Here is a 23,571-nt window from a genome sequence, read left to right as displayed (position 1 = left end):
TTCTCTACCTGATAGAACCAAGCGATGTCGCCTTCAGTGAAAGTGAGCAAAAGCTACGTGCTGGACCAGTTGATTGGTGCGTAGTGAGCATTTTTGCCAGCATTATCCCAGCGCATGCCGTAGTCTTCCCACGTGCTCTTTTCGTCACCAACTGCCAGGGCAACACTGGGGGCGATGAAATGCGCATTTTTCGCCCAGATCTCTTCGTCAGGATTTATGCTTGGAACAGCGTGGACCGCCAACTGCATGATACTGGGAATCTCGACCGAACGACTCTTGCCCTCTTTGCGGAAAGTGATCGGCGCGGTTTTTACACCAAGTACCGTGGAGATGAGAGGTGCAAGAGCAGCAAATGGCCCCCCAACCGACCCTGTGAAGATGGCTTGAAGGGCTTGACGCTGCTGTTCATCTGCTAGCTCATCGAGATAGAGGGCCACAGACCAGTTGCCTTCAGCCATTGGCCCTGGTGTACGCACGATCATAGCAACATTCAAGCCATTAAGCGTGGCACTACCATAGCTCCCCTGATCAATATGGAAACCCAAAGCGATCTCACACGCACCGGCTGTCGGCTGCGAAGTCAAGGGTGCATTTGGCGAAAAGAGACAAGGACACACTACATCACAGTTACAATTCTCGAAGTAATCACCCGCGATCTGCCAGCGGGTTTGAGTTGAAGCCATGTGTTACCTCCAGAGGTAGGACTCGGATCACTGTAAAATCTCTCACCATGAATAATCATAGGCTGATTCTTTCTGCTGCGACGTTGGCTATATACTGACGCTTCCAGCCTCCAGAAAAGATACTCTGGCTCTTCTCCTATTAGCATAAGATATCCATTCAAACCCAGCGCCCTGCAATCGGCCATTGAGTATGAGTGGATACTCAATGGCCAAGATAAACAGCAGGAGAAAAGCCACAAAGGGCTAAAATCTGCTGCTGAAGAGGTGAAAGAGGCGTGACATGCCGCTGTGTGAAACCTGGAGCCGAAACGATGGTCACAGTGATCTCACCAAAGGCTTCTAACAAGCGCTCTGTCGTCGGCTGAGCAGTTTGTCGTTTGGGATTGCCCGCAAACAGACCCACCAGCACTTCTTGCTGCTGACTGAGATGTTGGCGAACCACTCCTTCCAGCACGGTCAACACGCGCAAAGCGATGGTGAGCAGCCGAACCAAACCAATGCGGTGATCATCGCGTTGCACATACAGGGATGCCAACGATAGCGGGCGACCTTTGAGGAGGCCGAAGTTGCGTTCGACCAGGTATTCATCGCGATACGCTTCGACGGATTGTGAGAGTCCAAGGGAACTGGCCAGCTGATTCGTTGCATATATCCTCCAGCCAAGCTGGCCCATCGCCTGATCAATGGCAGTGGTCTCTCGCTCCACTCTCACTTGGAAGCTCCAATGCCGGCGAGGAGGAGACAACCGCCCCCGGTATGCCCGAACAGATTGCTCGCTTTCCTCTTCCTGGACCTGCACGTGCAACAAGCCTTCCACCCGAAACTGCTTCAGGATGGCCTCAATCTGCTCGTTGACCTGCGCGCGCTCCGTCAGCCGAGGTTTGCCTTGTTTGCGGACGGCCAGTTCCACCAGGGCGTGCTCAGCTTTCTGGAGTCGTTCTTGCAAGTGGATCTGTGCTGCTTTTGTGGCAGCCATAGACTAGATCAACAGGCGCCGTTCTTGCCACACAACCACCTGCTCACCCAGAGAAACAGAAATCTCCTGAAACGTCTTATGGCACTGCTCGCGCAACGGACAGGGACGGCAACTGCGAATGCTGGCACCATAGACCACGCGCAAGCTCCCCATCCGCTTCTCGGCGGTGCTCATGCGGGAGGAGCGTGCTCCCAGCAGGGCAACGCAGCGTCCCATCCGGTTGGAGGGGAAAGTCGATCCCAGTAAAGCGACCAGTTTTCCAGCATGTCGCGATGGCAGGAGGAGCATACCCCGAGACGGGAGGGGAGGCCAGGGGTATGGGCGTATGCTCGTTCGGCGATGGAAGAGCAGGCGCAAATTCCGTGGTGCGCACCGGTTCCGGTGCCAACTGATGTCCCAACTCCAGGCGCAGGTTCCAGGTCCACTGGGCGACGATCTGCCAGGCTTCCTGTCCCCAGGCCGAGTGAGAACACCAGCGGTCGGGATCAACCTCCTCATCTTCGTCCTCCAGGGCTGTTTCAAAGGAACGGCGGTGCAGGTAGAGGGACACCACATCGGAGGCGGTAAAGGTGCTCTGAGGCAGATTGGTCCAGAAGAGTTCATACACGACTCCATCACGGATGAGCCCGACTTGCCGTTTCTTTTTCTTCTTGACGGGGGCTGGATGGGTCGCCATGATGACGCGAACGAGGGGGACCGTTCTCGCCCAGGCGCTGATCCGGACAGTCGTAAAGTGCGCGGCAGACCCCGTTCTCGGCGCTGCTCATACCAACTCGCAATATGTGGTAAAATCAGAGAGGGAAAATGTCAAACTGGCCCTTGAAGCTTGCTGATGGAATAGACAACGCGGGGTCTCCCTTTCCTTGGAAAGGGGTAGCTTTTGTGCGGTTGTCTCAAGACTGCAGCTAACTCCTCACATTTCCTCCTATCTTGGTCTGAACCACGCTTGCTCACTCCCTCTGCATTCGCTGCGACCAATATCTTCAGAAATTGACAGGTCAAGTGCCGGTATGTGTCCCCCTCTGTCTTGATCACAGATGTTACCATCGCTCAATTTGTTGAGAAGGAGAAAAGAAGTCATGTGTTATGATGACAGCGCTCGCCCTCCGCTGCCAGCGAGGGCTACTGGCAAGGCCCATGGTGAAGATATCGTCTTGACAGCTGCTGATGGCAATCATTTTGCTGCCTATTTTGCTCGTCCTGAAGCACTGGCAAAAGGTCAGGTGATCATTTATCCTGATGTTCGTGGCTTGCATCAGTTTTACAAAGAATTGGCTCTGCGTTTCGCCGAGATTGGTCTCCCGGCTCTTGCCCTTGATTATTTTGGACGTACAGCAGGGGTGACCTCACGTCAGGATGGGTTTGAATGGATGCCACACATCCAACACATGCAACTGAAAACCTTCTTCTTGGACGTGAGAGCCGCGCTTGACTATTTACGCGAACAAGGGAACAAGGGAGAAGCGACCTTTCCAGTTGGCTTTTGCATAGGTGGGGCCTTCTCATTCTTGTCTGGTACGCAGCAAGCATTTGAGCTTGCTGGGGTTATTTCCTTCTATGGGGGTCTGCCTATGGTCTTTCCTGAAGCAGGAGCCATGTTGGATCAGGTCAAGAACATAACGTGTCCCGTGCTTGGCTTGTTTGGAAGCGCGGATCAGAACATTCCAGTAGAAACTGTGCGGACGCTCGAAACGAGACTCAACGCAAGGGGCCTGGAGAATCACATCATCGTGTATGAGGGTGCTCCTCATGGCTTCTTTGATCAACTTGCCAGCGAGTATGCAGCCATCTCTGCGGATGCCTGGAAGCAGATTCAGAACTTTATCGCAACCCATCACTAAGACCGTGTTTTGGAATGCGCGGCGGTAATTCTGCATGGGCAAAAGAGCAAGATAGAAGAAGTTTTTGCTTTGTAAGATGGTAGAATGTCTTGCATGCAATTGGGGAGCGGAAGACCTTTGTCTCAAGACTGACAGCAAGAGCAGACGACTCAAGTTGGGAGAAACGCAGTCTTTACGTTCTGGAGCCGTTCTGCTTCAGTCTCAAAGAGCATGATCGGAAAAGACGCGTCGCGCTCTTCATGGATTGGAAAGGAAACCATCATGAAATTGCTTCTCACCTCGGCTGGCATCAAAAACGACAGCATTCGCAACGCTCTGGTTGATCTGTTGGGCAAACCGATTACCGAGTCCAGCGCTCTCTACATTCCCACCGCGATCTACCCCTTCCCTGGCGGTGCTGCCATGGCCTGGCGGCTGATCCGCGGCCCCTTGTGCGAATTGGGATGGAAGTCGTTGGGCGTGCTGGAGCTCACCGCTCTGCCCAGTATCCAAGAGGACTGTTGGGTCCCAATGCTTAAGGAGACGGACACCCTGCTGGTTGGCGGCGGCGATCCCCTGTATCTGTGCCACTGGATGCGACAGTCGGGACTGGCCGACCTGTTGCCCTCTCTGCTGCGCAAGACGGTCTACGTGGGGGTGAGCGCCGGGAGCATGGCGGCGGCGGCCACCTTCGGCGAGACCTACCATGATCCGCGCAGGGGCAGCGGTGAAGCGCTCACGTCGGAAGACATCGTGTTCGCCACACCCCAGGGAGAAATCAGCAGGATCTTGGTCACGGCTCAGGGAGTGGGACTGGTTGACTTTGCGTTGATTCCACACCTGGATCACGAGGATCACCCGGACGCTTCCCTGGCCAACGCAGAGAAGTGGGCCGCGAGGCTACCCATGCCAACGTACGCGATCGACGATCAGACCGCCATCAAAGTGCTCGACGGAGCAGTCGAAGTGGTCTCCGAAGGCCATTGGAAACGGTTTACGCCTTAATGGGGAGTTTGGGAGCGGGTTCGTAGATGCCGCGCCAAACGAGCGAGGAGCAACCGAATCATCGCCACGCGGGATCAGTGTTTCACTCGTTTGCACTTTTCGCTCGTAATCCTTACTCATTCTTCTGTTACAAGAAATCCAACTGAATGTTCGCTCCACGACCCATCGACGAGGCACCACGCTGAAACCGCGGGTGCCTGATGGACGTTCCACGACGCGCCCGTTCCCAATCTCCTGTGGATTGACACCATTCAGCGAACTCCTGCCCCCGATAGGCCGCATCTGCCCAAATCTTTTTCAGACGCGGCACGAAGAACTTGAGCCCTGCAAGGAGACAACGAGCCCCTTGGTATCATGCGTATCGGCAGGGGTTACGTAGATGGAAATAGGGATACCCAGCGTATCCACGAGGAGATGCCGTTTTCTCCCTTTGATGTGTTTGTGGGCATCGTAGCCACAGATCCCAGACGACTCCTCAACCGTTTTCACGCTTTGGGAATCCATGCTGGCGGCACTTGGGTCAGGATGCCTTCCTTGTCGTTCTCGTTCAGCCTGGTGCAACGCCCGCAGCAAAAGCGTCCAGGTCCCTTTGAGGCGCAGGCGCCGGAAGTGATAAACGACCGTTTGCCATGGCGGAAAGTTGGTTGGCAGGTAACGCCATGGGCAACCAGTGCGCAAAACGTAAAAGATGGCATTAAAAATGGCAAGCAGGGAGTGGGCGGGTGGCCTGCCTCGTTTGGACTGGAGAGGGAGGTAGCGCTACAGGCACTCCCACTCCACGTCAGACAGATTACTGGGATAACTTGTACTCATCCTTCCAGTTTATCGTGTGAGACCATCTCTGCGATTAACAAAACACGGTCTGAGACTGCCTCAACCGCAAGACCGCGCTCGTGGAGATACTGCGAGAGCGTGCTTAAAAAGCTGATCAAGAAGTGCCAAAAAACGACCGATTCTGGGAGCCTGCTGGATACTGGGTTGAGATAGCCCAGTGTGGAAAGAAGAGCAAGATCGAAGAAGTTTTTTGTGGGTTCGCATGCTATCCTTCCGAGGAGGTGCTGCTCGACGCGCGGAGCCACACTGGTGGTTGTCGTCTGGACACGTCTTGTGCTTCCCACTGGTTTCTAGGAGGGTAATCATGCCAACTCGTGCAGAGATTTTGGACACACTTGCGGCATCGCAGACCCAGGTCATGGCGTTTTTTCAAGGGTTGAGCCCGGAAGACCTGGAGCGCCCGGCAACGGCGAGTGAAGTTCCCGGAGCAGCTCCGTGGCGCGCCAAGGATCATTTTGCTCACCTGGTGAAAAGCGAGCGCAACATCCAGCGATTGCTGCGCCGTACACTCGCCGGCGATACTCGAGACGTTCTATTACGCCTTCAATACCCGGCGGGAATGGAAATGCCGGGCACTCCGGGCAATCTGAGCGAGCTGACTCCGGAGGAGGTGGAGCGGCTGGGGATGGCCGTCGCCAGTGTCAATCAAACCTACGTGAACGAGCACCATGACGACAGTATGGAGACGGTGGCAGCGGATTACCTGGCGGCGCGGCAGGAAACATTGGGCCTCCTGCAACAGTTCACCAATGATCAGCTGGCCACTCCGGTGCCCACTGTCATTGGTGACCAGGCCGCCGGTGACTTGTTTGCCGGGAGAGCGGGGCATGCAGCCACGCACATTACCTGGATTGAGGAAGGATTTCGTCAGGGCGTGTGACACTCCCCACGGCTAAAGTTATCTAAAGCTCAAAACGAGATTACGCTCAGATGACATCTGAGCGTAATCTCGTTTTGAGCTTTAGATAACGTTCGTTTTCAAGGCTTATGAAACGACCGCTTCTGAGAAGTTTCTCGCAAATGACCTGAATGCCTGGCATACATTTGGTGGAAGCCCTCCTTTCAATTTGAGGTCAATGATTGAATATGTTCATCTTCCTCTTGACAGATACCAGTTGATGGGGTACTATTCATTTCTGAAAGTGATTTCAGTTTCAGAAATGGATAGAGCATGGAACAGGAAAGCCAGCAAGTGAAACAGCCCAGAGGGGCGAGAAGACGGGCTCGCACTCGTGCTAACCTTCTAGTGGCGGCCCGCAAAGTGTTTGCGATCCGTGGCTATCATGACGCCACGATCACTGAAATTACCGAAACTGCTGCGGTTGGTGTTGGTACCTTTTACCTGCATTTCCGCGATAAAGAGGCAATCTTCAATACCGTTCTGACAGAAGGACTTGAAGCCATACGCCAGCAAGTGAGGGAGGAGATAGCGCACGAGGACAATCCTTCCCTGCCTGTGGTCGTTCGTGCCATTTTTCATCAGGTGTACGCGCAACGCGATATTCTTCGTATTGAGAGGACAGGAGAAGGAGTAGCGGCACGATCTGGTGGGCCAGGAATGCTTGTGGAGATGTTCATGCGTTTCCTTGAGCAGGTAGTCGACCTTTCTCCGTTCTCTGAAGAGGAGATTCCCTTGCTCGCTGCACTACTTGAAGGCCTGATGGACCGAGCCTTCCACTGCTGGTGGGATGAACAGGACGAACCAGGTCCAGACCTCATGGCAGATCGTGTGTTGCACGTCATGAAGCATGGCTTCCCTGCCTCCTTGTTTAAGGAACCACAAAAACCATTCTTCGCTCCCTCAGCTCTTTGAGTAAAAAAGGATCAAACATGTCATCACAAGTTGAACGAGCTACTTCTCACGGTGAGCATGCGGCAACTCAGGCCCTCAATGCGTCGTTGAAAGCACCCAAGGAGACGCGTATCTTCTTCGTTGACAACCTGCGTGTGTCGCTTACTGCCCTGGTCATTGTGCATCATCTGGCGATCACCTATGGTGCTCTTGGGGCGTGGTATTATCAAGATCCGAACAAGGATATGCTGGCAACGGTCGTCCTGAGTATCCTGATCGCCATTGATCAAGCGTTTTTCATGGGTTTCTTCTTTCTGCTCTCTGGTTACTTTACCCCTAGATCTTACGACCGCAAAGGCGGACGCACCTTTCTGTGGGAGAGATGCTTACGTCTGGGCATCCCGTTGTTGATCTATGATCTGGTGCTTGATCCTCTTGTCATCTATATGGCCGGTGGCATACACCAATCCTATTGGAGTTTTTACAGTGCCTTCCTGCTCAAGGGGCAGATGATCGGTGATGGGCCTTCCTGGTTTATCTTAGCACTACTATATTTCTCTGTGCTGTATGCTCTGGGGCGCTGGCTCACCAGGCAGCGGGAAAGCTGGCTCAGGACCGAGAGCCATCCGCTGACCTTCCGAAGTATTCTCCTGTTTGTTCTGGCCTTGACGGTCGTTACCTTTGTGGTGCGTTTCTGGTGGCCACTCAATTCCTATATGATATTCGGCTTCCAATTGGCTGAATTTGCACAATATATCAGCCTGTTTGTCATCGGCCTCATGGCCTATCGTCGCAACTGGTTCCTGCGTCTTCCCGATGTGCTGGGAAGAGTTTGGCTGAGGATAGCCATTGGAGCGATGCTCTCGTTTCCCATCATGATCATTGCGCTGGGAGCCGTAGGCCACGCAGACCTCTTCGAGGGAGGATGGCATTGGCAGGCATTGATATACGCGCTGTGGGAGTCGGTTGTCTGTGTGGGGTTGTGCATCGGGCTGTTAGCGTTGTTTCGCAAGCATCTTAATACCCAGGGAAGGATGGGAAAGGCGCTATCGGCCAGCGCCTACACAGTCTACCTGATCCATCCTCTGATCATTGTTCCACTGGCATATGCTGCTCGCACTATCGAGTTGTATTCCTTGCTCAAATTTGCGCTGGTGGTTCTCATCGCTGTACCATTATGCTTCTTCGCTGGTTACGTTCTTCGCAAAATCCCCTTGCCGCACAAAATATTATAAAAAAGTGCTAGAAGCAGCAAAAAACTTTTTTCATAGGTAAAACTATTCAGATTGATTTCCCCATTGCCGAATCAGCCTGCTCAATCTGTTCGACAGCACCTCCGCATTGCTCTACGAGCAAGCGCCAGAGCAGAATACTACCTGCAATCAGTTCGACGATACTGTCAATGCCAAAGCCTTGCAATGACACGCTTCGTGTAGCAACACCAGTGCTGATGGCAACACTTGCCTCAATCACCATCCAGACAATGGCGGCCAGTTCGATCCAGATGTCCTGACGAACGTTCCCTTTGTGGATGGATGGGGATTGAGCGTGCGTGTTGGCGATGGGAAGGTCTCGCGCCATAACTACGATCCTTTCTCCAGAGGGGACGTTGTTACTTCCGCATGGGCATGAACATGTGCTTCTTCCATCTGACAATAGAGGCCACAGCGGATTTGGCAGATATTGCGAACATTCTGCCTGCACTCCCTTTCCTAAGTATAGACAATCACAAGTGTGCTCCGAGTTTGCGCTCCAGCTTCTCGATGGTATAGGACCACTTGATGGGTTTGGCTGTCTGGTTGTAGTAGGCGATGAAATCCGAGATCGCCTGCTCTAAGGCATCAGTGCTGAGAAAATGGTTTGGTTGCAAGAGCTTGCGTTGCAAGATACTGAACCAGACCTCAATCTGATCGAGCCAGGAGGCATTCACGGGCAACCACATCACCTCAAGGGTCAACTCGTCATGCAAAGCGATGGTTTGTTCCTCAAGCCAACGCGCAAGCTGTTTGGGAGCGTGCGTCGGTCCGTTATCCAAGATCAAGATGACCTTCTGAACCTTCCGCCGCTGTGCTTGGGGAATGAGGACTTCTTGCAAGAGCACACGGAAATCGACGAAACGTTTGCGTGTGCTGCACTGCCCAAAGACCAAGCCATCAGCGACGGAAAGGCCTGCCATCAGATGTCGCATCCCACGGCAATGGTAACGAGGCGATTGCTGTGCGACATGCCCTGCAATGGCTGCTTGTGGAGCCTGTTCCGCTTCGCGTGCCTGGATGGATGTTTTCTCATCCACGCACACGAGCCAGGTTCCTTCTCTCAGCAACGCCGATGCCTGTTCATAGAGCCTGAGAACGGGACTTGCCCGTTGCAGAAACAGCTGAGGATTCTGGATATGCTGCCAGGCATGGTAGCGCCACGGTCGGAGACGTTCCGCCTTGAGCCAGCAGCCAATCGTGCTGGCCGAGACGGCCGGCAACTCGGGAGACGCTGCGACAAAGCGTGCCAACTCGCTCCGACTCCAGCGTGCGAGCGGGACCTCTTTTCTCTGCGGCAAGCTGCAAGCAATCGCTGTGGCTTGTGCACGCACGTCAGGGGGAAAAACGCCTGGGCGCGCCTTTGCGGGGCGCGTCGGCTAAACAATGAGTGACGACCCAACGCTGACGCCATTTACGTACCTGACGATCACTGGTTCCATGAGCTTGGGCGATTTGCTGATTGCTCCAGTGAGGATGTTCATGAGCGCTTAAGATGATATGGGCACGCACTGCCATGGCCTGTGGCGTACTGTGTGCACGCACGAGTCGTCGCAATCGCTCGCTCTCATCAGGAGTCAACTCTATCTTATTGGTGGGCTTGGGGCCTCGCATGCTTCGCACCTCCAAGCTCAGTTTACCTCTCTTTCTTCACCTCGTCAAACCCGGAGTGAATTTGTGATGGCCTGTACTAAGCACTTAGCGTGATATTCCGTATGGTCGGCAATGCCGTCTCGCTCCACCCCAACGTCAGCGGGAGAGGAGGTGATGGCGTGGGTAGCGATCACCAGGCGCACCTCGGGGCCAGTTGGTGTCAAGGGAACGGACGCACAATCGTAGAGGGTCCGCGTCATCCCACTTTCTGGATGGGTACACATATGATCCGAAGTGCGGGCAAGCGTCTGCTTGACCATGTCCAGATCGAGCAGGTGGTAGGCACGACTTCTGGCGATCATACCAAGGCCAGCCGTGAGGACATCGATGAGCGGAGCGGCGCCGCCATAGAGGCCGTCCAGACGAAGCAGCGCCGAAGTGGTGGGAAGCCCAAGTTCTGTCGCGTAGTTCTTGATTACCCCTATCGCCTGTCGTAACTCACCACGATAATCCCCATTGCCAGACCCACCAAACGTACCGAGCAATTGATGCGTATGCGCCTGAAGCACAACCGTTCTGGTACGGACGACTTCTCCACGCTTGCGTCCTTGATACCCTGGGGCACACACCAGATCGAAACGCCGATGAGGAGGTGGTAAGGCGTCCGTCTGAGGAAGTGCGCGTTGCCGAGCGGCTTGCCTGGTCCCATCGACATCGACGACCAGCCACTGCTTTCCCGTCCGATCGCACAGACCCCCAGAAGAAGAAAAGGGATTCCGCGCAAGCAGATCCTTTTGAAAGAGTGTGCGCAAGGCTTCCTCTGTGGGCCGATCAAGAGCGGCAAGAAAGCGGGACAGCGTCGAGCGATGGGGCAACTGGTCTCGCCCGAACAGTGCCATGAATACGCTAGCGAACGGAGCGAGCCGTTCGTAAAAAGCCAGCAAGGTCGTTTCGCCCGAAAGAATATAGCCGATCAGCACGGCGACAAAATCGATGAGATCGTACTGACCAAAGCGTGCACGGGCGAAGCGCACCTGCTCCTGGATGGTTTTGAGCATACCTGTATGCGTGAACACGTGCGCAAACGCCGCCACTTCACACATCCAGGAGGGTATAGCGGGCTTCGAGTCCGGTGTGATCTGGATCGTGACCGAGGGAGAACTCATGTCGTCTCATCACCGCTTGAAGCGAAGGACTCTGGAAACGAAGCGAGCGAGCATCCCTGGATGTGGTCTCAGCCAGGTGGCGATGTCAGCAACAACGGCTGGATCGACGTGTTGCGCTAGGTCGTATTCTGCCGGCGTGGACGGACCTGTGCCGGGGAAGAACAGATGGTTGTCCGCCTCATAGATCCGAATCGTCACATCAGGCCGGTGAGCGAGGCCCTCCTTCCACCGTGTTTTCGATGGGGGGAGGAACAGTATGAGAAATGTTCTCACGCTCTGGCATATGAGAGCAAGCAATGAGCGCCATTATCTCTATACGCTCAACTATGCTCATGATAGAAGAGAAGCCGGGCAACTCGCCCAGCCTTTTTTCACCGCACACCCTGCGTTTCCAGAGCATCGATTGAAACCGCTTCCCTATGGCTTTCCATCTCCCACTCTGTGGTGGATGCCTGGACAGATGACCGAGGATGGGCGAAATGTCACGCCCTGGGTGCCAGCGTTTGAACGCCTCGACCCAACGATATTTGAAGGCTGTCTACACGAAGAGGCAAGCGTCAGGCTCACGCTTTTAAATCAGGCTCAGTTCGCACTCTTCTCACGTGAAGACTGGGGTGAGAGCAAACTGATTGAGCGACGAGCCGTAAGGATGGTTATGCGTCAGCTGGCATGGTTCAAAGAGAACACGATCGCTCTTAACTATATCCATTTTTGGACATTTGACCGCGACAAGTACGATCTCGTTACCAGAAGACCGAATTGCACATACCTGGCAGGAGGAGACGGAGGAGATGTGTGACTAAGCTTGCGTTTTAACCAGCGGAGCTAACCAAGCAAGTAAAACCTAACAAAAGATAGTGTCAACTGAGTGGGCTCATCCGCACTCCTCGTGTTCAGCAATATGGAAATAGACGTGTGTATGTTGCAAAGCTGTGTATGTGTAGGAGCCGGTCAGTTCTTGCGTCCTAGACGAGCGAGGAGCACGCGAGTCATCGCCACCCGTGTTCTTTCTTCCACTGTAACTACTCAAGTCCCTTTCCAAGCTCGCCTCAGGCGAGCTTGGAAAGGGACTTGAGTAGTTACGACTGGGAAGTTACCTATTTCTTCACAACACGATACCTGATATGAGTTACCAATTGTGTGCCGCTTATTTCAACAGGTTCAAGTTCGAGATCGGGAACCCCCTCAAAGAGGCGTGCTCCAGAACCTATGGTGACGGGGACTATGTGGAGCCACAACTCATCAATAAGTCCGGCCGACAAATATTGATTGATCGTATTTGCGCCGCCGGCTATCGCAATAGGTCTCTCCCCGGCCACTTCTTTTGCTCGCGACAGCGCTGCTTCAATACCGTCTGCAATGAAGAAGAATGTGGTGCTACCCTCCATAGCAATAGGGTCTCTCCGATTTTGAGACAAAACAAAGACAGGCGCATGGTAGGGTGGATTCTCTCCCCACCAGCCCTTCCAGTCGGTGCTCCCTCGCTTTTCTTTTGGGCCAAACATGTTGCTCCCCATAATGAACGCACCCGCATCTTGCAATGCATCCAATTCAGCCTGGTGTTTTTCTGGCTCATCGAACATCCAGTGGTGGAGTAAATTTTCAGGGATGTCCCCAAAAGGTTTTTCAAAACTCTGGTTGGGTCCTGCAACGAAAGCATCTAATGACATTGCAATTGAGCAGGTAACTTTATTCATGCGATTTTCTCCTATCGGTGACAGTTACAGCCCTCAAATCCCGGTGGAGCGAGAACATTTGCATATCTATCAGCCCCCTACATGTTTTTGAGAAGGCCTAGCCTCTAGCTTATCACGCGTCCACGGGAAAAACTTCTTCCAGCTTGCTCTCCGATGCTTCGTCAGATCGCGACTGGAGGACCTGTTTCATAGCCCAGAGCTCATTCTCATACCATGAGAGCAGAAAATCAGGACCGCTTGGGCAGTTGAATACTTCTCCTGGGGAACTCCTCCTTCAGCACCAGTTCTGGGAGAATCTCCATATTTGCGGCGAGGAGATAACTACTCAGGTGCCTGGTTCCCAGGCAATGGGAAAAGGAGTCCCTTCAAAGACTGCTGCCATGGCGGCCAGCATGGAGCGGCCTTGCTTTCTCATGGTCGAAAGATAACTGCGAATGACACAGAAAGCCGTAGCCCCTTCGCTACTGCGAAAGGTTCCAGAAATCTTTTGTTGGACTTTGATCATCCGTAAATCGCGTTCCGCAAGGTTGTTGCTAAAAGGCAGAGTCAATTCGTCCAGGAAAGCAAGCACCTGTTCAGCCCTTGCCAGAAGAGCATCCAGAAGATTTTTCGCCTCCGCTTGTTTGCGCCGCCCAGGTTTCTTGGGAACCGGCTTACTCGGCGGGGAAGCAAGGGTCTGCTGGGCGGCAAAGCCCTGTCGGAGGATCTCAAAATACTGGAGCACCAAGAAGTCACGTTCCGCTTGAGGAAGCACGCGGGCACCCATGGCACGAAAACGAGCAGTCGTCTCTGCGATGCGTCGCAGCAAATCGTGCATCTCTCGCGCCCAGGGTTGGTGGTCACGTTCGGCGATCAGCAAGCAATCCCGTAAGAGGTGGGCCCCACAGATGCTATGCTCACATACGTAGTGATCGTAGCTGCTCAAACGATCATGCATCGCTCTTCCCGAATACTGCGGCAAGATGCCAATCGCATCCATTGCTTTCTGTCCCCGGTTACGGTGCCAGTGGTAGAGGGTCAACCACCTCGTGGCATTGACATGAAACCAATGCAACAGCCCTTTGACTCGCCCGCCCGTTTCATCCACATGATCCAGCCTCTGTGCCAGCAACAACTCTTTGATCCGCAGTATTGTTGGGCTAAGCGTGCGAGCTGCCTCCTGGATCCAGTTGGCCAGCATCCCCTCCGAGATCCTCCAGGAGAGCAGATCAAGAAAGAGTTCGCCGATGCGATCCATCGGCAGCAATTGGTACTGCGACAAGTACACCCCGAGTGAATGCACGCGCGGTCCATAGCCAGCGGGTGCATTCACTCCCATGGGAAAGCTTCCAACGCTCTGATGTTGACACACTGGACACCTGATGACTTCCACCTGATGTTCCGTCACCAAGAGACGCAGCACGGGGATCTCATGGATTTGTCGGCGTTCCTTCACCTGCCCGGCAACCTCTCCCAGATCGCAGTGGCACACCTCGCAATGATTTGGTCGATGGATGATCACCTCATCGGGGTTCACCACCTGCTGGAGCGCGTGTCCAGGGTGACCTGCTTGCCCACCGTTCAGCTTGCTGCTCGCTGCATGTGGCTTTCCGTGGCGTTTGAAGCCGTCACTCGACGGCGGCTTGTGACTGTTGTGGCTATCTTTGGCCAACCGTCGCTCTAACTCTTCAATCCGCAGCAGCGCACTCATGAGCAGCCCTTCGAGCTCCTCAATGCGCTGAGTTTTCCGCGTCACTTCTTCTTTGAGTTCGGCGTTTTCTTTTCTCAGTTGGCTCGCTTCTTCTGTCATGCTCGTAGTGTATCAGCCTTGTCTATCCCTCCTGAGGAGACCTAAGTAGTTACGAATGGCATGCTATATACAAATACGGATGAGGCCTGGGAGATGGTCTTGCAAGCCTCAAAGCATGCGCGGTATCTGGGGTTGGTGGATCCGGGGGCGATTGTTGATCGAAAGAATCCGCAGACGCATGTGTTTGCCTCGCCAGCGGAGCGCGTGGAGCCAGAGATAGAGGTGGTGAGCCAGGAGATGGAGAGAAGCTTGCTGGTGTTTCCCGATCTGCCCTCCTACTTCCTGCTGGGCTATCGTGGAGCGCAGCGCTATCATCTCGAGGTCCTCTGTGAGAAGACGAGCATGGATGATGTCTTGCTTCCGATCTGCGAGAATGGAGAGAAACACGCGTGAAATTGGCATATCCTTGATCAGCATTTCATATGCGCTCACACTTCACTTCTTCTCATCGAGGTCATTCGATGACTTGAGAAATGAGCCTGAAAAGCGGCTTCACTACTTGGCGTTGTTTTTCGCGTTTCATCATAACTCAAGAGCTGGAATCACTTCGACAAATCTTGAGCGGGACGCGTGGGAGAGGAGGAGCCAGCGTATCCAAACCTTCGTGGGCCATTTTCCGATTTCGATGAGCTGACCCTCTGTACCTCACAAGAGCTTTCGCCACATCCGCTGGCCTCCTACGAGAGTAACATAGCCCACCACCGCCAGCAGGCTGATGCACACACTGCTTGGATAGCTGGTATAAAACCCGATGGTAATCCCAAGCCAGTGAGTGCAACTGCCAACCCGGCAGCCAAAACAAGCGCCTGAAACGGGCGACTGGTGAGCTGATGAGCCATCGCGGCGGGCAAAAGAAGCAGGGCAAACACCAAGAGCGCACCCACTGTCATCGTGGCAAAACTGACCGTCACGGCCAGCAAGACCTCTATGGGTGTGGCATACAGACGAGAGAGCGTTTCGGTGGTAATCACTGCTTCTGGCGTGCCAATCGCGACTTGCCCATGAGCCACATAGACGACGCGATCCACCGCGGGCAGAATTGGGTTGATATCATGCGCTACCAGCAACACCGCAGCCCCCGTCTCTCGGCTGATATGCCGGATCACGCTCGCAATCCCCTGCTGATTGCGCAGATCCAGGCTATCCAGTGGCTCGTCCAGTGCCAGAATGCGCGGTCGCCGCACGAGCACCTGTGCGATCAGCAGGCGCTGCTGTTCTCCGCCCGACAGTTCCCCAATGGGTCGATCCGCATACGCAGTTGCCCCTACGAGCTCGATCACTTCGGCGACCAAGCGTTTGTTCTCACGCACCCGGTGTGGCCGAAGAAAGGGCACGGTGAGGCCAAAGTTTCTGCCATCCAACCCGAGCTGCACAATGCTGCGTCCCCGGACATGCACATCGGCCTCAAAATGCCGCCGCTGGGGCACGTAGCCAATCGCTGCGTTGCCGCGCCGCGTGGGTTTCCCCAGCACCGAAATGCCCCCCGCAGAGAGCGGCTGCAGTCCCAGGATCGCTTTGAGCAGGGTGGACTTGCCCGCGCCGTTAGGTCCCAGGATGGCCAGGAATTCTCCTGGTTGGACCGTGAGCTCGACTCCCTGCCAGATGGTGCGCCCTCCCAGGGTGACCGCTGCATCGCTGACTTGGATGACCAGCTCCGGGCGCGTAACGGGGGGAGCAGAAGAAATGAGGGATAACGAATCAGTCATCACCATTGCACCTCCTTTTGACAGAGGGGACCAACGCATGCTGGCCCCTCGATACTCATTTGCCAGTCGCCTGTACCAGCGCTGACTCGATGCCTTGCAATTGCGCCGACTGCCACTGCTGAAACGACGCGGTGGCCGGAGACAACGTCTCGGTAATGGTTGCCACCGGGATGTTGTTGTTGTGTGCCAACGTAATCAGCGCCTGAATATTGTTGGGCGTATTCTGGGAGTCGTAGACTAGGATCTTGATCTGTTTCTGGCGGATCTGCTGCGCGACCGTCGCTTGATCTCCCGCGGAGATATCGGTGCCCTCCGAGACCGCTTTGAGATACGAATAGGGCGTAATCAGGTTCAAGCCCAGAGCAGACGCGAGATAGGAGAAGAGGCTCTCGGTGGCCCCAACCGGCGTGCCGCTGTACTTCGTCTTGATGGCCGCGATCAGGTCGTGATACTGTTTGAGGCCAGTCGTCAAAAAAGCCTGCGCCGACTGGTCAAACGCGCTGGCATCGGCAGGATCAATCGCTTTCAAATCATCGCCGATTTTGTTCGCGACCGCAGTTACATAGTCGGGGTTATACCACATATGAGGGTTATCTCCCTCGTGCTTGCCATTGAAATCGCCCACATTGAGTTCTTTGCGACCACTCACCGGGTTCGCTTGCAAGAGTTTGTCGGCCCAGGGATCGTATCCAGCTCCATTCACGATCACATACTGGGCCTGTGCTACTGTGCGCGCATCCGCTGCGGTGGGTTCGTAACTATGGGGATCAGCATTGGGATCGACAAGAATGCTGGTGACATGCACATGGCTGCCGCCCACCTGGGCTGCGATGCTGCCCCAAAAGTTTTCGGCTGCGACCACCTGAATGGGGTCGTTGCTCTTCCCACTGGTTGCGGTCGAGGAAAAGGTGGTGCCACAGGCCGTCAACAGGAAACTGATGAGCAGTAACAAGCCGCAAGCTGCCCGTGGCAACGAACAGAACCAAGAGAACATGAGAAGTTCCTCCTTGTAAAAATACCGACTCCTCCTGCCTGGAAATCAAGAGGAGATTCAGAAAACCCGTCGAGATAGCATGCATGCGTCCCACTGTATCGATACGCCATCTCAATAATAGCAATAATGAGACTATGTGTCAATAATAAGAGGAGGCAATCTCACTGAGAAAGAACTGTCTGGAAAATGTCGGATGGGAGGAGGAGAGAAAGAGAGAAAACAGGGAGAACGTGGAGGGTCTTTTTATCGGCCCCGTTTTCCCATTGCCCTGGCAACCGCTGTGGCCAAGATGGCTTCTGAAGCCGTTTCGCACTCTACCAACTGTGTGCTGCTGCAATCTCGTTGCGCAACCCGTGGGATGTACGCCTGGCCCAGATACCCGTAACTCTGCCTCTTTCTCCCTCCGCTCGATATTCCCACGTGATGCGCAACGAGTTTCGGCTTGCCCAGTTGCGAAAGGCAGTGCTTTCACGTACACTGTTTGCATGAACGACGTTTTCACCATCTATCATGGCCATGCTGAGCAGATTTTCTGCGTGGCTTGGTCTCCTGATGGCCAATGGCTTGCCTCAGGAAGCCGTGACACAACGGTGCAGGTATGGAACCCACAGACACGACAGCTTCAGGCCACCTTCCGTGGCCACGATTTGCAAGTCATGCGTCTGGCCTGGTCTCCCGACGGATCCCAAATCGCTTCGTGCAGTTTCGACGACGAGAAAGTGAGGATATGGGAAGCGATGACTGGTCAAGCCATCGGTGCCTGTTCTGATCCCAGTTGTGATGATCAGTGCCTGGCCTGGTCCCCCGATGGGCATTCTCTCGCAGCAGGGGGGTACTCCATCGGCCTGATCTATCGTACCGCTGATCAGACTTGTCTGGCTCACTATCCTACAGGACGCGCAGGGCCGACGGCTGTTGCGTGGTCCCTCGATAGCAGTCATCTGGCGTGGGCCTCTGGTTTTGGACACCTCTACATTCGTGATGTGGCGTCTGGGCGCCTCGTCTGGCGAGCGAAAGCCCATGGAGGGGGAATCACCGATCTCACCTATGCTCCTGACGGGCGTTTTCTGGCCTCATGCGGATTTGATGCCACGATCCAAATACGTGAAAGCGCGACCGGTGCCCTTGTCAGGGTCTATCGGGGTCATCCATCAGGAAAGCGCACGGAAACGTACGACTTCTGGCATCCTCGACGGAATACGTTTCACACGCTGGTGGTCGTCTGGTCACTTTCCTGGTCTCCTGACAGTCGATATCTTGCTTCAGCCAGTGGAAATACCATGAGAAACTTCATGGCTGCTCCCCCGCCTGAGTATGATACCGTTCAGGTTTGGGAAGCTGTCACTGGACGACATCTTCAGACCTATCGGGCTCATACCCACGAAGTGCGAGGGGTGGCCTGGTCTTCTGACGGAACATCCATAGCCTCGGCGAGTCTGGATGGGACAGTCCATGTCTGGAAGCCGTCGATATGATCTGGCGACTGTCTCGACTTTCGGTGTGAGTGCAGGGCGCCTAGTTTTCCATGGATGAGGAGTGGCGTGTGTCCCTGCAGGTCAGGACTCCCCAACGGGTTCGGCTCCTCGGCAATGTGGATCATCTCCGTTATCAGTTCGGGTTTTCGGTTAAAGGATGGAGAGAAGACGGAATCGGCGAGCCAATATCACTCTGTTGGCGGCTCTTTCGCTTCAAGGGATGGGCAAAGCGTTCATCTTGGAAGGCTCGGCGGATATCACCGTTTTTGAACTCTACATCGAACGGGTCCTGGCTCCGAGTCTGCAAGCTGGGCAAATTGTTATCCTGGACAATTTGAACACACATACTGGAGCAAAGGTTCGACACGCTATTAAAGCGCGGGGATGCCAACTCCTGTTTCTGCCCTCCTACTCTCCTGATTTGTCGCCAATTGAGGAGGCGTTTTCGAAGCTCAAAGCGTTTTTACGCTGCGTGGGAGCGCGCACGTTGGAAACCTTACAGGAGGCGATAGCGCAGGCACTCCTGATGATTACCCCGCAGGACGCCTGTGGGTGGTTCACCCATTGCGGCTACCAACTTGAGGCACCTCCAGGATCCCTGTAGAAATAGCTCACAGCGCACGTTTGTTCTCTCATCGACTCCGTTTCAGGTGAAGACGCTGTTTAGAAAGCCACCCGATGCATCTATCGTCTGCTCACCAGAATGTGCTTTGTCAGGCGATCCAGGAGTAGAAGATTCGTGAATTCATCGGCGGCGATGTCGGCCCAGCGAACAGGTTGGCCCTGCTTCTCGACGACTACTCGCCCATTGGCTATCGTGCAACTCTTCACCTGGTCCCACGGCAACCGATCCTTGCTAGTGCTTATTCCTTGCTGGCTGATGGCGAGGGGACCAAATGAGATGTTTTTTCCCCTGTTGGTACAGACCCTGGATGCGCGGCCACAGGACGGCATCGACCTCTTGAGTGATGATTGGCCATAACTCTGTCATCCCAGGGATATGATCCGAGAGGGCAGCCTGCTGCCCATCGAAACGCCGAATACTATAGGAATGGATCGGGACCCTATATGTGCGCACCTTCTGCTCGACGACCTTGTCCCTGAGCCCACCGATCTGATCCCAACGATAGGTCTCAGGTCCGCTCTTTGAGGTCAAGATCAAGCCCTGGGTGTAGAGGTAGACCTTGTCTCCTTTGGTATGTAATGCTCTTGCAATAAACATAACAGCCCCGCCGAAGAAACCCAGGAATACACCGATACTGATAGCGGCTACAGCGTATCCCAGACCCCCCAGGTTCCCGGTTTGCCCGAGCCAGCCGCCTCCAGCGCAAAGGAGCAGTCCGAGGGCGAGAAGGCCCAGACCAATGCCTAGAGATTGGAATTTACTGAGCTGCTGATACACCCTGGAACAGCTCCCAAGCTGCTGGGCTGTCGCCAGTTGTGCTACCGCTGAGGGAATTCCCGATACGGATGGAGTTGTGGTTACTGGTTGCATTGGTGGCGTTTGTGCCGGGGTATTCTTCCGAGGTGTCGGTGGTGTTGCCATATCTTTTCACTTTCTGAGAGGGAGAGATTCGCCTCCATCGTTGATCGCACGTATCAATTCCTCGTGTGTCTACTTTATCGAGCGGATAGATCACATCGAAATGGCGGGGATGCGCCGTCCCACGCGGGTGATCGATCTTTATTCCTTCGTCGTAGGCGAAGTATGCATCGACTGCATTCCAAAAATTGCTGGTTCATCATGCTACACCTCACAAATCCTGGAAACGGTCTTTCATCATCTTCTCTCTTTCTCTTGCTCTGCTCCACCTCCCTTGCTACAGCGTACCTTCCAGTTCAATCCGCTCCCTGGAAACGGCTTAGGCAGGTGGCTGTGCGGGCAGCGCAATGGCCCCAAGTTGGGTCAGGAGAGCCAGGGTGTTCATGAGGATCTGGCTCTCCACCACCCGATCAAAGACCATGCCCGTCACTGTGATCCGCTTGCCCGTCGCAGGCACACCCAAAAAGGCTTCGCGATGGGTGCCACGCCAGGTAAAATGGCTGGCGACCGTCTCCCCTTCGGCGACCATTTCATCCACGACCCACTCCAGATCGGGAAAGGCGGCACGAATCATGAGAATGACCGCTTTGAGACCCTCGCGGCCGGGTTGTTGACCAGGGAAGGGATCATGTTCGAGGAAGTCAAGGGCTACTACCTCGTCGGCGATGGTCGTCTGGCCGGTATTAATGAAATCGACAAACCGAGTGAGGACGGCTTTGTTCTGTTCGAGGGACATGGGTGCTCCTTTCCTTTCGGCAAACAAGAGTGTATCATGATTTTGAACCAAGCATAGCCGATGCATTCAGGTTTATCAATATCATTGAACACTACTGTTTAGCAAAATGTGGGAAGGCAAGCAAAGGGAAACGAATCTATGGCGCGCAAATACATGTTACAGCAACGTGCGAAACGTCAGGAGGAGACACGACAGCGCATTATCGAAGCAGCGGTCTTCCTCCATCAGACGGTCGGAGGAGCCAATGCCTCCATCAGTGCCATCGCAGAGTTGGCAGACGTCGAACGGTTGACGGTTTACCGCCACTTCCCAGATGAGCGTGCGCTTGCCATCGCCTGCACCAGCCATTATCAGGCGCTCAACCCTCCTCCCGATCCAAAACCCTGGCAAAGCATCGAGGATGCCGAGCAGCGGCTGCGCACAGGACTCCGTGAGATTTATGCGTTTCATCGTCGCACTGAGCCGATGTCTCTGCATGTCCTGCATGATATGGAAGAAAAGCCAATGCTGCGCGAAGTGTTGGCTCCCTCCTTCGCGTATTGGGAGCAAGTCCGAGACCTCCTGGCTTCGGCATGGGAAACCCAGGATGCAACGTGTTCGGCACGGATTCATGCCGCGATTGGGCATGCCATCAGCTTCCAAACCTGGCGCTCGCTCGTACGCGAGCAAGGGCTAGAGGATGCAGAAGCGATTGAACTGATGGCAAGGATGCTTCGATGCCTCTGCTGTTGAAGCGCGGGTCCCTGAAAATGAGCGGAGCTCAAGGCAAGATTGCCATTCAGCCGAAAAAAAACGGCCAATAAGATTTGCATTGAAAGAAAGGACAAAAGCATGACAACACATCAACAAAAGAGGGAGCGAGTCTGGTTCATTACAGGCAGTTCAAGTGGCTTTGGGCGAGCACTAACCGAAGCAGTGCTCGCGCGAGGTGAGCGAGTGGTCGCGAGCGCTCGCCGCCTGGAGAGCCTGCGTGATCTGGCTCTCCAGTATGCAAAGCAGATTCTGGTCATTCCCTCGATGTGACGGAGCGAGAGCAAATCAGCAATGCCATCCAGCGGACATATGCAACCTTTGGCCCGGTAGATGTGCTGGTGAATTGTGCGGGCTATGGTCTGATGGGAGCCATTGAGGAAGCGGAGGAAGAAGAGATTCGTCGCCAGTTCGAGACAAATGTCTTCGGGACGCTTGCAGTGATCCAAGCTATGTTGCCTTACATGCGTGAGCAACGGCAGGGGCATATTCTCACCCTTTCCTCAATGACCGGTTTTGCTGGGGTGCCAGGCTATGGATATTACAGCGCGACAAAGTTTGCCCTCGAAGGGATGTTGGAGGCGCTTGCGCAGGAAATCGCTCCGCTTGGCATTCGTGTAACCATTGTCGAGCCCGGCTTCTTTCGCACCAGTTTCAATGAGCGCTCAGCGATCAGAACCAAGCATAAGATCGATGACTACACCGCTTTACTGATCTCGACATAGACAAGTAAACTGTGATACCATGAGAAGATAGAAGCACCGAGAAAAGCCGATTGGCGAGAAGAACGGCGCAAACGCGCCTGGGAACTGAAACAACACGGATGGCGACAAAAGGACATTGCTTACGCTTTAGGAGTAAGCGAGAGCGCTGTGAGTCAGTGGATGAAACGGGGCAGAGAAGGGGGAGAAGAAGCGTTGAAAGCGCATCCTTCCAAAGGCACATCCCCTCGCTTAACGGTGGACGAGCTTGCTCAGATCCCAGAGTTGCTAGCGAAAGGAGCGCCAGCCTACAGGTTTCGCGGTGATGTGTGGACCGCAAAACGGGTGGCAAAAGTGATTGAGAAAACGTTTGGTGTGCATTACAGTCGCGATCATATTGGACGATTGATACATAAGGCAGGCTGGAGCCGGCAGAAGGCAATTGAGCGAGCCAGCCAACGCAATGAATCCGCCATCCAGCTTTGGCAGCAAGAACGCTGGCCTGCCTTAAAAAAAGCTGAGCAAGAGAGCAGAACGATCTTATGGGTCGATGAAACTGGTTTTTATCTTTTACCGATGGCCGTGCGGACCTGGGCTCTTCGCGGGCAAACGCCGATCTTAAAGGTTCCTCTGACGCGGGATCACCTCTCTGCCATCAGCGAGATTACTCTGGGTGGGAGGCTCTTCATGCAAGTGCGCAAGCAGAGTTATGACAGTCAGGCTGTGATCGGATTTCTGAGGGTGCTCTTCCGCAAGATCAAAGGCCCGATCCTGCTCATTTGGGACGGGTCCCCCATCCATCGAAGTAAAGAAATCAAGGTGTTTTTGAAAACTGGAGCGGCGAAACGGCTCCAGTTGGAACAGCTTCCTGGCTATGCTCCTGATCTCAACCCTGATGAGGGAATCTGGAATTATCTTAAACGGGTCGAGATGGGCAACCTGTGCTGCTTTGACCTTGATCACTTGTATCAGGAGTTGATTCGAGCCAGAGAGCGCCTCCGACACAAGCGAGAGATCATTCGCAGTTGCTCACGGCAGTGTGAGTATCTCGAATGATA

At 54.3% G+C, this 23,571-nt stretch carries 28 protein-coding genes and 1 pseudogene; 14 read left to right on the top strand and 15 right to left on the bottom strand.

What is annotated here, in order from left to right:
- Positions 1-53 precede the first annotated feature (53 nt).
- The 3 genes from JMJ16_RS08945 to JMJ16_RS08935 all read right to left on the bottom strand — a co-directional run bounded on the left by JMJ16_RS08945 (position 54) and on the right by JMJ16_RS08935 (position 2,335).
- Positions 54-683, bottom strand: a complete 630-nt coding sequence (locus JMJ16_RS08945; protein WP_201380446.1) for a DUF1326 domain-containing protein — start codon at positions 681-683, stop codon at positions 54-56.
- 202 nt (positions 684-885) lie between these two features.
- Positions 886-1,659: a hypothetical protein gene (locus tag JMJ16_RS08940; RefSeq protein WP_236601303.1), complete on the bottom strand. Its 774-nt coding sequence runs from the start codon at positions 1,657-1,659 to the stop codon at positions 886-888.
- A 76-nt stretch (positions 1,660-1,735) separates the two neighbouring features.
- On the bottom strand, positions 1,736-2,335 hold the full coding sequence (locus tag JMJ16_RS08935; RefSeq protein ID WP_201380444.1) for a hypothetical protein: 600 nt from the start codon (positions 2,333-2,335) through the stop codon (positions 1,736-1,738).
- A 403-nt stretch (positions 2,336-2,738) separates the two neighbouring features.
- On the opposite strand from JMJ16_RS08935, the gene JMJ16_RS08930 reads away from it, so the two are divergent.
- Both JMJ16_RS08930 and JMJ16_RS08925 read left to right on the top strand, forming a co-directional pair.
- Entirely contained in the window at positions 2,739-3,500 is a 762-nt protein-coding gene (locus JMJ16_RS08930) for a dienelactone hydrolase family protein (protein ID WP_201380442.1), read from the top strand.
- A gap of 261 nt (positions 3,501-3,761) precedes the next feature.
- Positions 3,762-4,484, top strand: a complete 723-nt coding sequence (locus JMJ16_RS08925; protein WP_201380440.1) for a Type 1 glutamine amidotransferase-like domain-containing protein — start codon at positions 3,762-3,764, stop codon at positions 4,482-4,484.
- On the opposite strand, the pseudogene JMJ16_RS08920 reads toward JMJ16_RS08925, so the two are convergent.
- Positions 4,380-5,297, bottom strand: a pseudogene (locus JMJ16_RS08920) (IS5 family transposase). The gene JMJ16_RS08925 and the pseudogene JMJ16_RS08920 overlap by 105 nt on opposite strands.
- Positions 5,298-5,520: 223 nt before the next feature.
- Between JMJ16_RS08920 and JMJ16_RS08915 the strand changes: the two are divergent.
- From JMJ16_RS08915 to JMJ16_RS08905, 3 genes are all read left to right on the top strand, one after another.
- On the top strand, positions 5,521-6,198 hold the full coding sequence (locus tag JMJ16_RS08915) for a DinB family protein (protein ID WP_236601550.1): 678 nt from the start codon (positions 5,521-5,523) through the stop codon (positions 6,196-6,198).
- Positions 6,199-6,489: 291 nt separating this feature from the next.
- Entirely contained in the window at positions 6,490-7,131 is a 642-nt protein-coding gene (locus JMJ16_RS08910) for a TetR/AcrR family transcriptional regulator (RefSeq protein ID WP_201380436.1), read from the top strand.
- 17 nt (positions 7,132-7,148) lie between these two features.
- Entirely contained in the window at positions 7,149-8,345 is a 1,197-nt protein-coding gene (locus JMJ16_RS08905; protein WP_201380434.1) for an acyltransferase family protein, read from the top strand.
- Positions 8,346-8,391: 46 nt separating this feature from the next.
- Here the strand turns inward: JMJ16_RS08905 and JMJ16_RS08900 are convergent, their stop codons facing one another.
- The 4 genes from JMJ16_RS08900 to JMJ16_RS08885 form a co-directional block, all read right to left on the bottom strand.
- Entirely contained in the window at positions 8,392-8,691 is a 300-nt protein-coding gene (locus JMJ16_RS08900; protein WP_201380433.1) for a hypothetical protein, read from the bottom strand.
- A 145-nt stretch (positions 8,692-8,836) separates the two neighbouring features.
- Complete coding sequence (locus tag JMJ16_RS08895; protein WP_201380431.1) at positions 8,837-9,697, bottom strand: transposase; 861 nt, start codon at positions 9,695-9,697, stop codon at positions 8,837-8,839.
- 1 nt (position 9,698) lies between these two features.
- Positions 9,699-9,977, bottom strand: a complete 279-nt coding sequence (locus JMJ16_RS08890) for a helix-turn-helix domain-containing protein (protein ID WP_201380429.1) — start codon at positions 9,975-9,977, stop codon at positions 9,699-9,701.
- Between the two features lie 44 nt (positions 9,978-10,021).
- Positions 10,022-11,032, bottom strand: coding sequence for a hypothetical protein (locus JMJ16_RS08885; protein WP_236601301.1), 1,011 nt, complete (start codon positions 11,030-11,032; stop codon positions 10,022-10,024).
- Between JMJ16_RS08885 and JMJ16_RS08880 the strand changes: the two genes are divergently transcribed.
- Complete coding sequence (locus JMJ16_RS08880) at positions 11,021-11,242, top strand: hypothetical protein (RefSeq protein ID WP_201382911.1); 222 nt, start codon at positions 11,021-11,023, stop codon at positions 11,240-11,242. The genes JMJ16_RS08885 and JMJ16_RS08880 overlap by 12 nt on opposite strands.
- 136 nt (positions 11,243-11,378) lie before the next feature.
- On the top strand, positions 11,379-11,921 hold the full coding sequence (locus JMJ16_RS08875) for a hypothetical protein (protein ID WP_201380428.1): 543 nt from the start codon (positions 11,379-11,381) through the stop codon (positions 11,919-11,921).
- A 298-nt stretch (positions 11,922-12,219) separates the two neighbouring features.
- On the opposite strand, the gene JMJ16_RS08870 is transcribed toward JMJ16_RS08875, so the two are convergent.
- Both JMJ16_RS08870 and JMJ16_RS08865 read right to left on the bottom strand, forming a co-directional pair.
- Positions 12,220-12,819 (bottom strand): dihydrofolate reductase family protein, encoded by a 600-nt coding sequence (locus JMJ16_RS08870; protein WP_201380426.1) that lies wholly within the window; start codon positions 12,817-12,819, stop codon positions 12,220-12,222.
- A 325-nt stretch (positions 12,820-13,144) separates the two neighbouring features.
- Positions 13,145-14,608 (bottom strand): IS66 family transposase, encoded by a 1,464-nt coding sequence (locus JMJ16_RS08865; protein ID WP_201380424.1) that lies wholly within the window; start codon positions 14,606-14,608, stop codon positions 13,145-13,147.
- 60 nt (positions 14,609-14,668) lie between these two features.
- Between JMJ16_RS08865 and JMJ16_RS08860 the strand changes: the two genes are divergently transcribed.
- Positions 14,669-15,001 (top strand): hypothetical protein, encoded by a 333-nt coding sequence (locus tag JMJ16_RS08860; protein WP_201380415.1) that lies wholly within the window; start codon positions 14,669-14,671, stop codon positions 14,999-15,001.
- Positions 15,002-15,285: 284 nt separating this feature from the next.
- Here the strand turns inward: JMJ16_RS08860 and JMJ16_RS08855 are convergent, their stop codons facing one another.
- Entirely contained in the window at positions 15,286-16,314 is a 1,029-nt protein-coding gene (locus JMJ16_RS08855; protein ID WP_201380413.1) for a metal ABC transporter ATP-binding protein, read from the bottom strand.
- Positions 16,315-16,369: 55 nt separating this feature from the next.
- Positions 16,370-17,308, bottom strand: a complete 939-nt coding sequence (locus tag JMJ16_RS08850; protein WP_201380411.1) for a metal ABC transporter solute-binding protein, Zn/Mn family — start codon at positions 17,306-17,308, stop codon at positions 16,370-16,372.
- A 485-nt stretch (positions 17,309-17,793) separates the two neighbouring features.
- On the opposite strand from JMJ16_RS08850, the gene JMJ16_RS08845 reads away from it, so the two are divergent.
- Both JMJ16_RS08845 and JMJ16_RS08840 read left to right on the top strand, forming a co-directional pair.
- On the top strand, positions 17,794-18,783 hold the full coding sequence (locus JMJ16_RS08845; protein ID WP_201380401.1) for a WD40 repeat domain-containing protein: 990 nt from the start codon (positions 17,794-17,796) through the stop codon (positions 18,781-18,783).
- Positions 18,784-18,940: 157 nt separating this feature from the next.
- Positions 18,941-19,387 (top strand): transposase, encoded by a 447-nt coding sequence (locus JMJ16_RS08840; RefSeq protein WP_201380400.1) that lies wholly within the window; start codon positions 18,941-18,943, stop codon positions 19,385-19,387.
- Between the two features lie 80 nt (positions 19,388-19,467).
- On the opposite strand, the gene JMJ16_RS56480 is transcribed toward JMJ16_RS08840, so the two are convergent.
- From JMJ16_RS56480 to JMJ16_RS08825, 3 genes are all read right to left on the bottom strand, one after another.
- Complete coding sequence (locus tag JMJ16_RS56480) at positions 19,468-19,737, bottom strand: DUF6585 family protein (RefSeq protein ID WP_307813075.1); 270 nt, start codon at positions 19,735-19,737, stop codon at positions 19,468-19,470.
- Positions 19,640-20,329: a DUF6585 family protein gene (locus JMJ16_RS08830; protein ID WP_201380396.1), complete on the bottom strand. Its 690-nt coding sequence runs from the start codon at positions 20,327-20,329 to the stop codon at positions 19,640-19,642. The genes JMJ16_RS56480 and JMJ16_RS08830 overlap by 98 nt, the downstream gene beginning before the upstream one ends.
- 316 nt (positions 20,330-20,645) lie before the next feature.
- Positions 20,646-21,062, bottom strand: coding sequence for an ester cyclase (locus JMJ16_RS08825; RefSeq protein ID WP_201380394.1), 417 nt, complete (start codon positions 21,060-21,062; stop codon positions 20,646-20,648).
- A 138-nt stretch (positions 21,063-21,200) separates the two neighbouring features.
- Here JMJ16_RS08825 and JMJ16_RS08820 point away from each other — a divergent pair, with 138 nt between their 5' ends.
- The 4 genes from JMJ16_RS08820 to JMJ16_RS08805 all read left to right on the top strand — a co-directional run bounded on the left by JMJ16_RS08820 (position 21,201) and on the right by JMJ16_RS08805 (position 23,569).
- Positions 21,201-21,794, top strand: a complete 594-nt coding sequence (locus tag JMJ16_RS08820; protein ID WP_201380392.1) for a TetR/AcrR family transcriptional regulator — start codon at positions 21,201-21,203, stop codon at positions 21,792-21,794.
- A 99-nt stretch (positions 21,795-21,893) separates the two neighbouring features.
- The gene (locus tag JMJ16_RS08815; protein ID WP_201380390.1) at positions 21,894-22,085 is read left to right on the top strand and encodes a hypothetical protein; all 192 of its coding nucleotides are present in this window, start codon (positions 21,894-21,896) and stop codon (positions 22,083-22,085) included.
- Positions 22,082-22,537 carry an SDR family NAD(P)-dependent oxidoreductase gene (locus tag JMJ16_RS08810; protein ID WP_201380388.1) on the top strand — a complete coding sequence of 152 codons (456 nt, stop codon included), beginning with the start codon at positions 22,082-22,084 and terminating at the stop codon, positions 22,535-22,537. Before JMJ16_RS08815 ends, JMJ16_RS08810 begins: the two co-directional genes overlap by 4 nt.
- 27 nt (positions 22,538-22,564) lie before the next feature.
- Entirely contained in the window at positions 22,565-23,569 is a 1,005-nt protein-coding gene (locus JMJ16_RS08805) for an IS630 family transposase (RefSeq protein WP_201382792.1), read from the top strand.
- Positions 23,570-23,571 lie beyond the last annotated feature (2 nt).

Source organism: Ktedonobacter sp. SOSP1-52 (assembly GCF_016587395.1).
The sequence above is the reverse complement of the archived record's forward strand: the minus strand, read 5'-3'. Positions and strand labels throughout refer to the sequence as shown.

Bases quoted from the DNA above. Each gene is read 5' to 3' on its own strand.
- JMJ16_RS08945 (WP_201380446.1), bottom strand. From the start codon at position 683: ATGGCTTCAACTCAAACCCGCTGGCAGATCGCGGGTGATTACTTCGAG.
- JMJ16_RS08940 (WP_236601303.1), bottom strand. From the start codon at position 1,659: ATGGCTGCCACAAAAGCAGCACAGATCCACTTGCAAGAACGACTCCAG.
- JMJ16_RS08935 (WP_201380444.1), bottom strand. From the start codon at position 2,335: ATGGCGACCCATCCAGCCCCCGTCAAGAAGAAAAAGAAACGGCAAGTC.
- JMJ16_RS08930 (WP_201380442.1), top strand. From the start codon at position 2,739: ATGTGTTATGATGACAGCGCTCGCCCTCCGCTGCCAGCGAGGGCTACT.
- JMJ16_RS08925 (WP_201380440.1), top strand. From the start codon at position 3,762: ATGAAATTGCTTCTCACCTCGGCTGGCATCAAAAACGACAGCATTCGC.
- JMJ16_RS08915 (WP_236601550.1), top strand. From the start codon at position 5,521: ATGCTATCCTTCCGAGGAGGTGCTGCTCGACGCGCGGAGCCACACTGG.
- JMJ16_RS08910 (WP_201380436.1), top strand. From the start codon at position 6,490: ATGGAACAGGAAAGCCAGCAAGTGAAACAGCCCAGAGGGGCGAGAAGA.
- JMJ16_RS08905 (WP_201380434.1), top strand. From the start codon at position 7,149: ATGTCATCACAAGTTGAACGAGCTACTTCTCACGGTGAGCATGCGGCA.
- JMJ16_RS08900 (WP_201380433.1), bottom strand. From the start codon at position 8,691: ATGGCGCGAGACCTTCCCATCGCCAACACGCACGCTCAATCCCCATCC.
- JMJ16_RS08890 (WP_201380429.1), bottom strand. From the start codon at position 9,977: ATGCGAGGCCCCAAGCCCACCAATAAGATAGAGTTGACTCCTGATGAG.
- JMJ16_RS08880 (WP_201382911.1), top strand. From the start codon at position 11,021: ATGCGTGAACACGTGCGCAAACGCCGCCACTTCACACATCCAGGAGGG.
- JMJ16_RS08875 (WP_201380428.1), top strand. From the start codon at position 11,379: ATGAGAAATGTTCTCACGCTCTGGCATATGAGAGCAAGCAATGAGCGC.
- JMJ16_RS08870 (WP_201380426.1), bottom strand. From the start codon at position 12,819: ATGAATAAAGTTACCTGCTCAATTGCAATGTCATTAGATGCTTTCGTT.
- JMJ16_RS08865 (WP_201380424.1), bottom strand. From the start codon at position 14,608: ATGACAGAAGAAGCGAGCCAACTGAGAAAAGAAAACGCCGAACTCAAA.
- JMJ16_RS08860 (WP_201380415.1), top strand. From the start codon at position 14,669: ATGCTATATACAAATACGGATGAGGCCTGGGAGATGGTCTTGCAAGCC.
- JMJ16_RS08855 (WP_201380413.1), bottom strand. From the start codon at position 16,314: ATGACTGATTCGTTATCCCTCATTTCTTCTGCTCCCCCCGTTACGCGC.
- JMJ16_RS08850 (WP_201380411.1), bottom strand. From the start codon at position 17,308: ATGTTCTCTTGGTTCTGTTCGTTGCCACGGGCAGCTTGCGGCTTGTTA.
- JMJ16_RS08845 (WP_201380401.1), top strand. From the start codon at position 17,794: ATGAACGACGTTTTCACCATCTATCATGGCCATGCTGAGCAGATTTTC.
- JMJ16_RS08840 (WP_201380400.1), top strand. From the start codon at position 18,941: ATGGAGAGAAGACGGAATCGGCGAGCCAATATCACTCTGTTGGCGGCT.
- JMJ16_RS56480 (WP_307813075.1), bottom strand. From the start codon at position 19,737: ATGCCGTCCTGTGGCCGCGCATCCAGGGTCTGTACCAACAGGGGAAAA.
- JMJ16_RS08830 (WP_201380396.1), bottom strand. From the start codon at position 20,329: ATGGCAACACCACCGACACCTCGGAAGAATACCCCGGCACAAACGCCA.
- JMJ16_RS08825 (WP_201380394.1), bottom strand. From the start codon at position 21,062: ATGTCCCTCGAACAGAACAAAGCCGTCCTCACTCGGTTTGTCGATTTC.
- JMJ16_RS08820 (WP_201380392.1), top strand. From the start codon at position 21,201: ATGGCGCGCAAATACATGTTACAGCAACGTGCGAAACGTCAGGAGGAG.
- JMJ16_RS08815 (WP_201380390.1), top strand. From the start codon at position 21,894: ATGACAACACATCAACAAAAGAGGGAGCGAGTCTGGTTCATTACAGGC.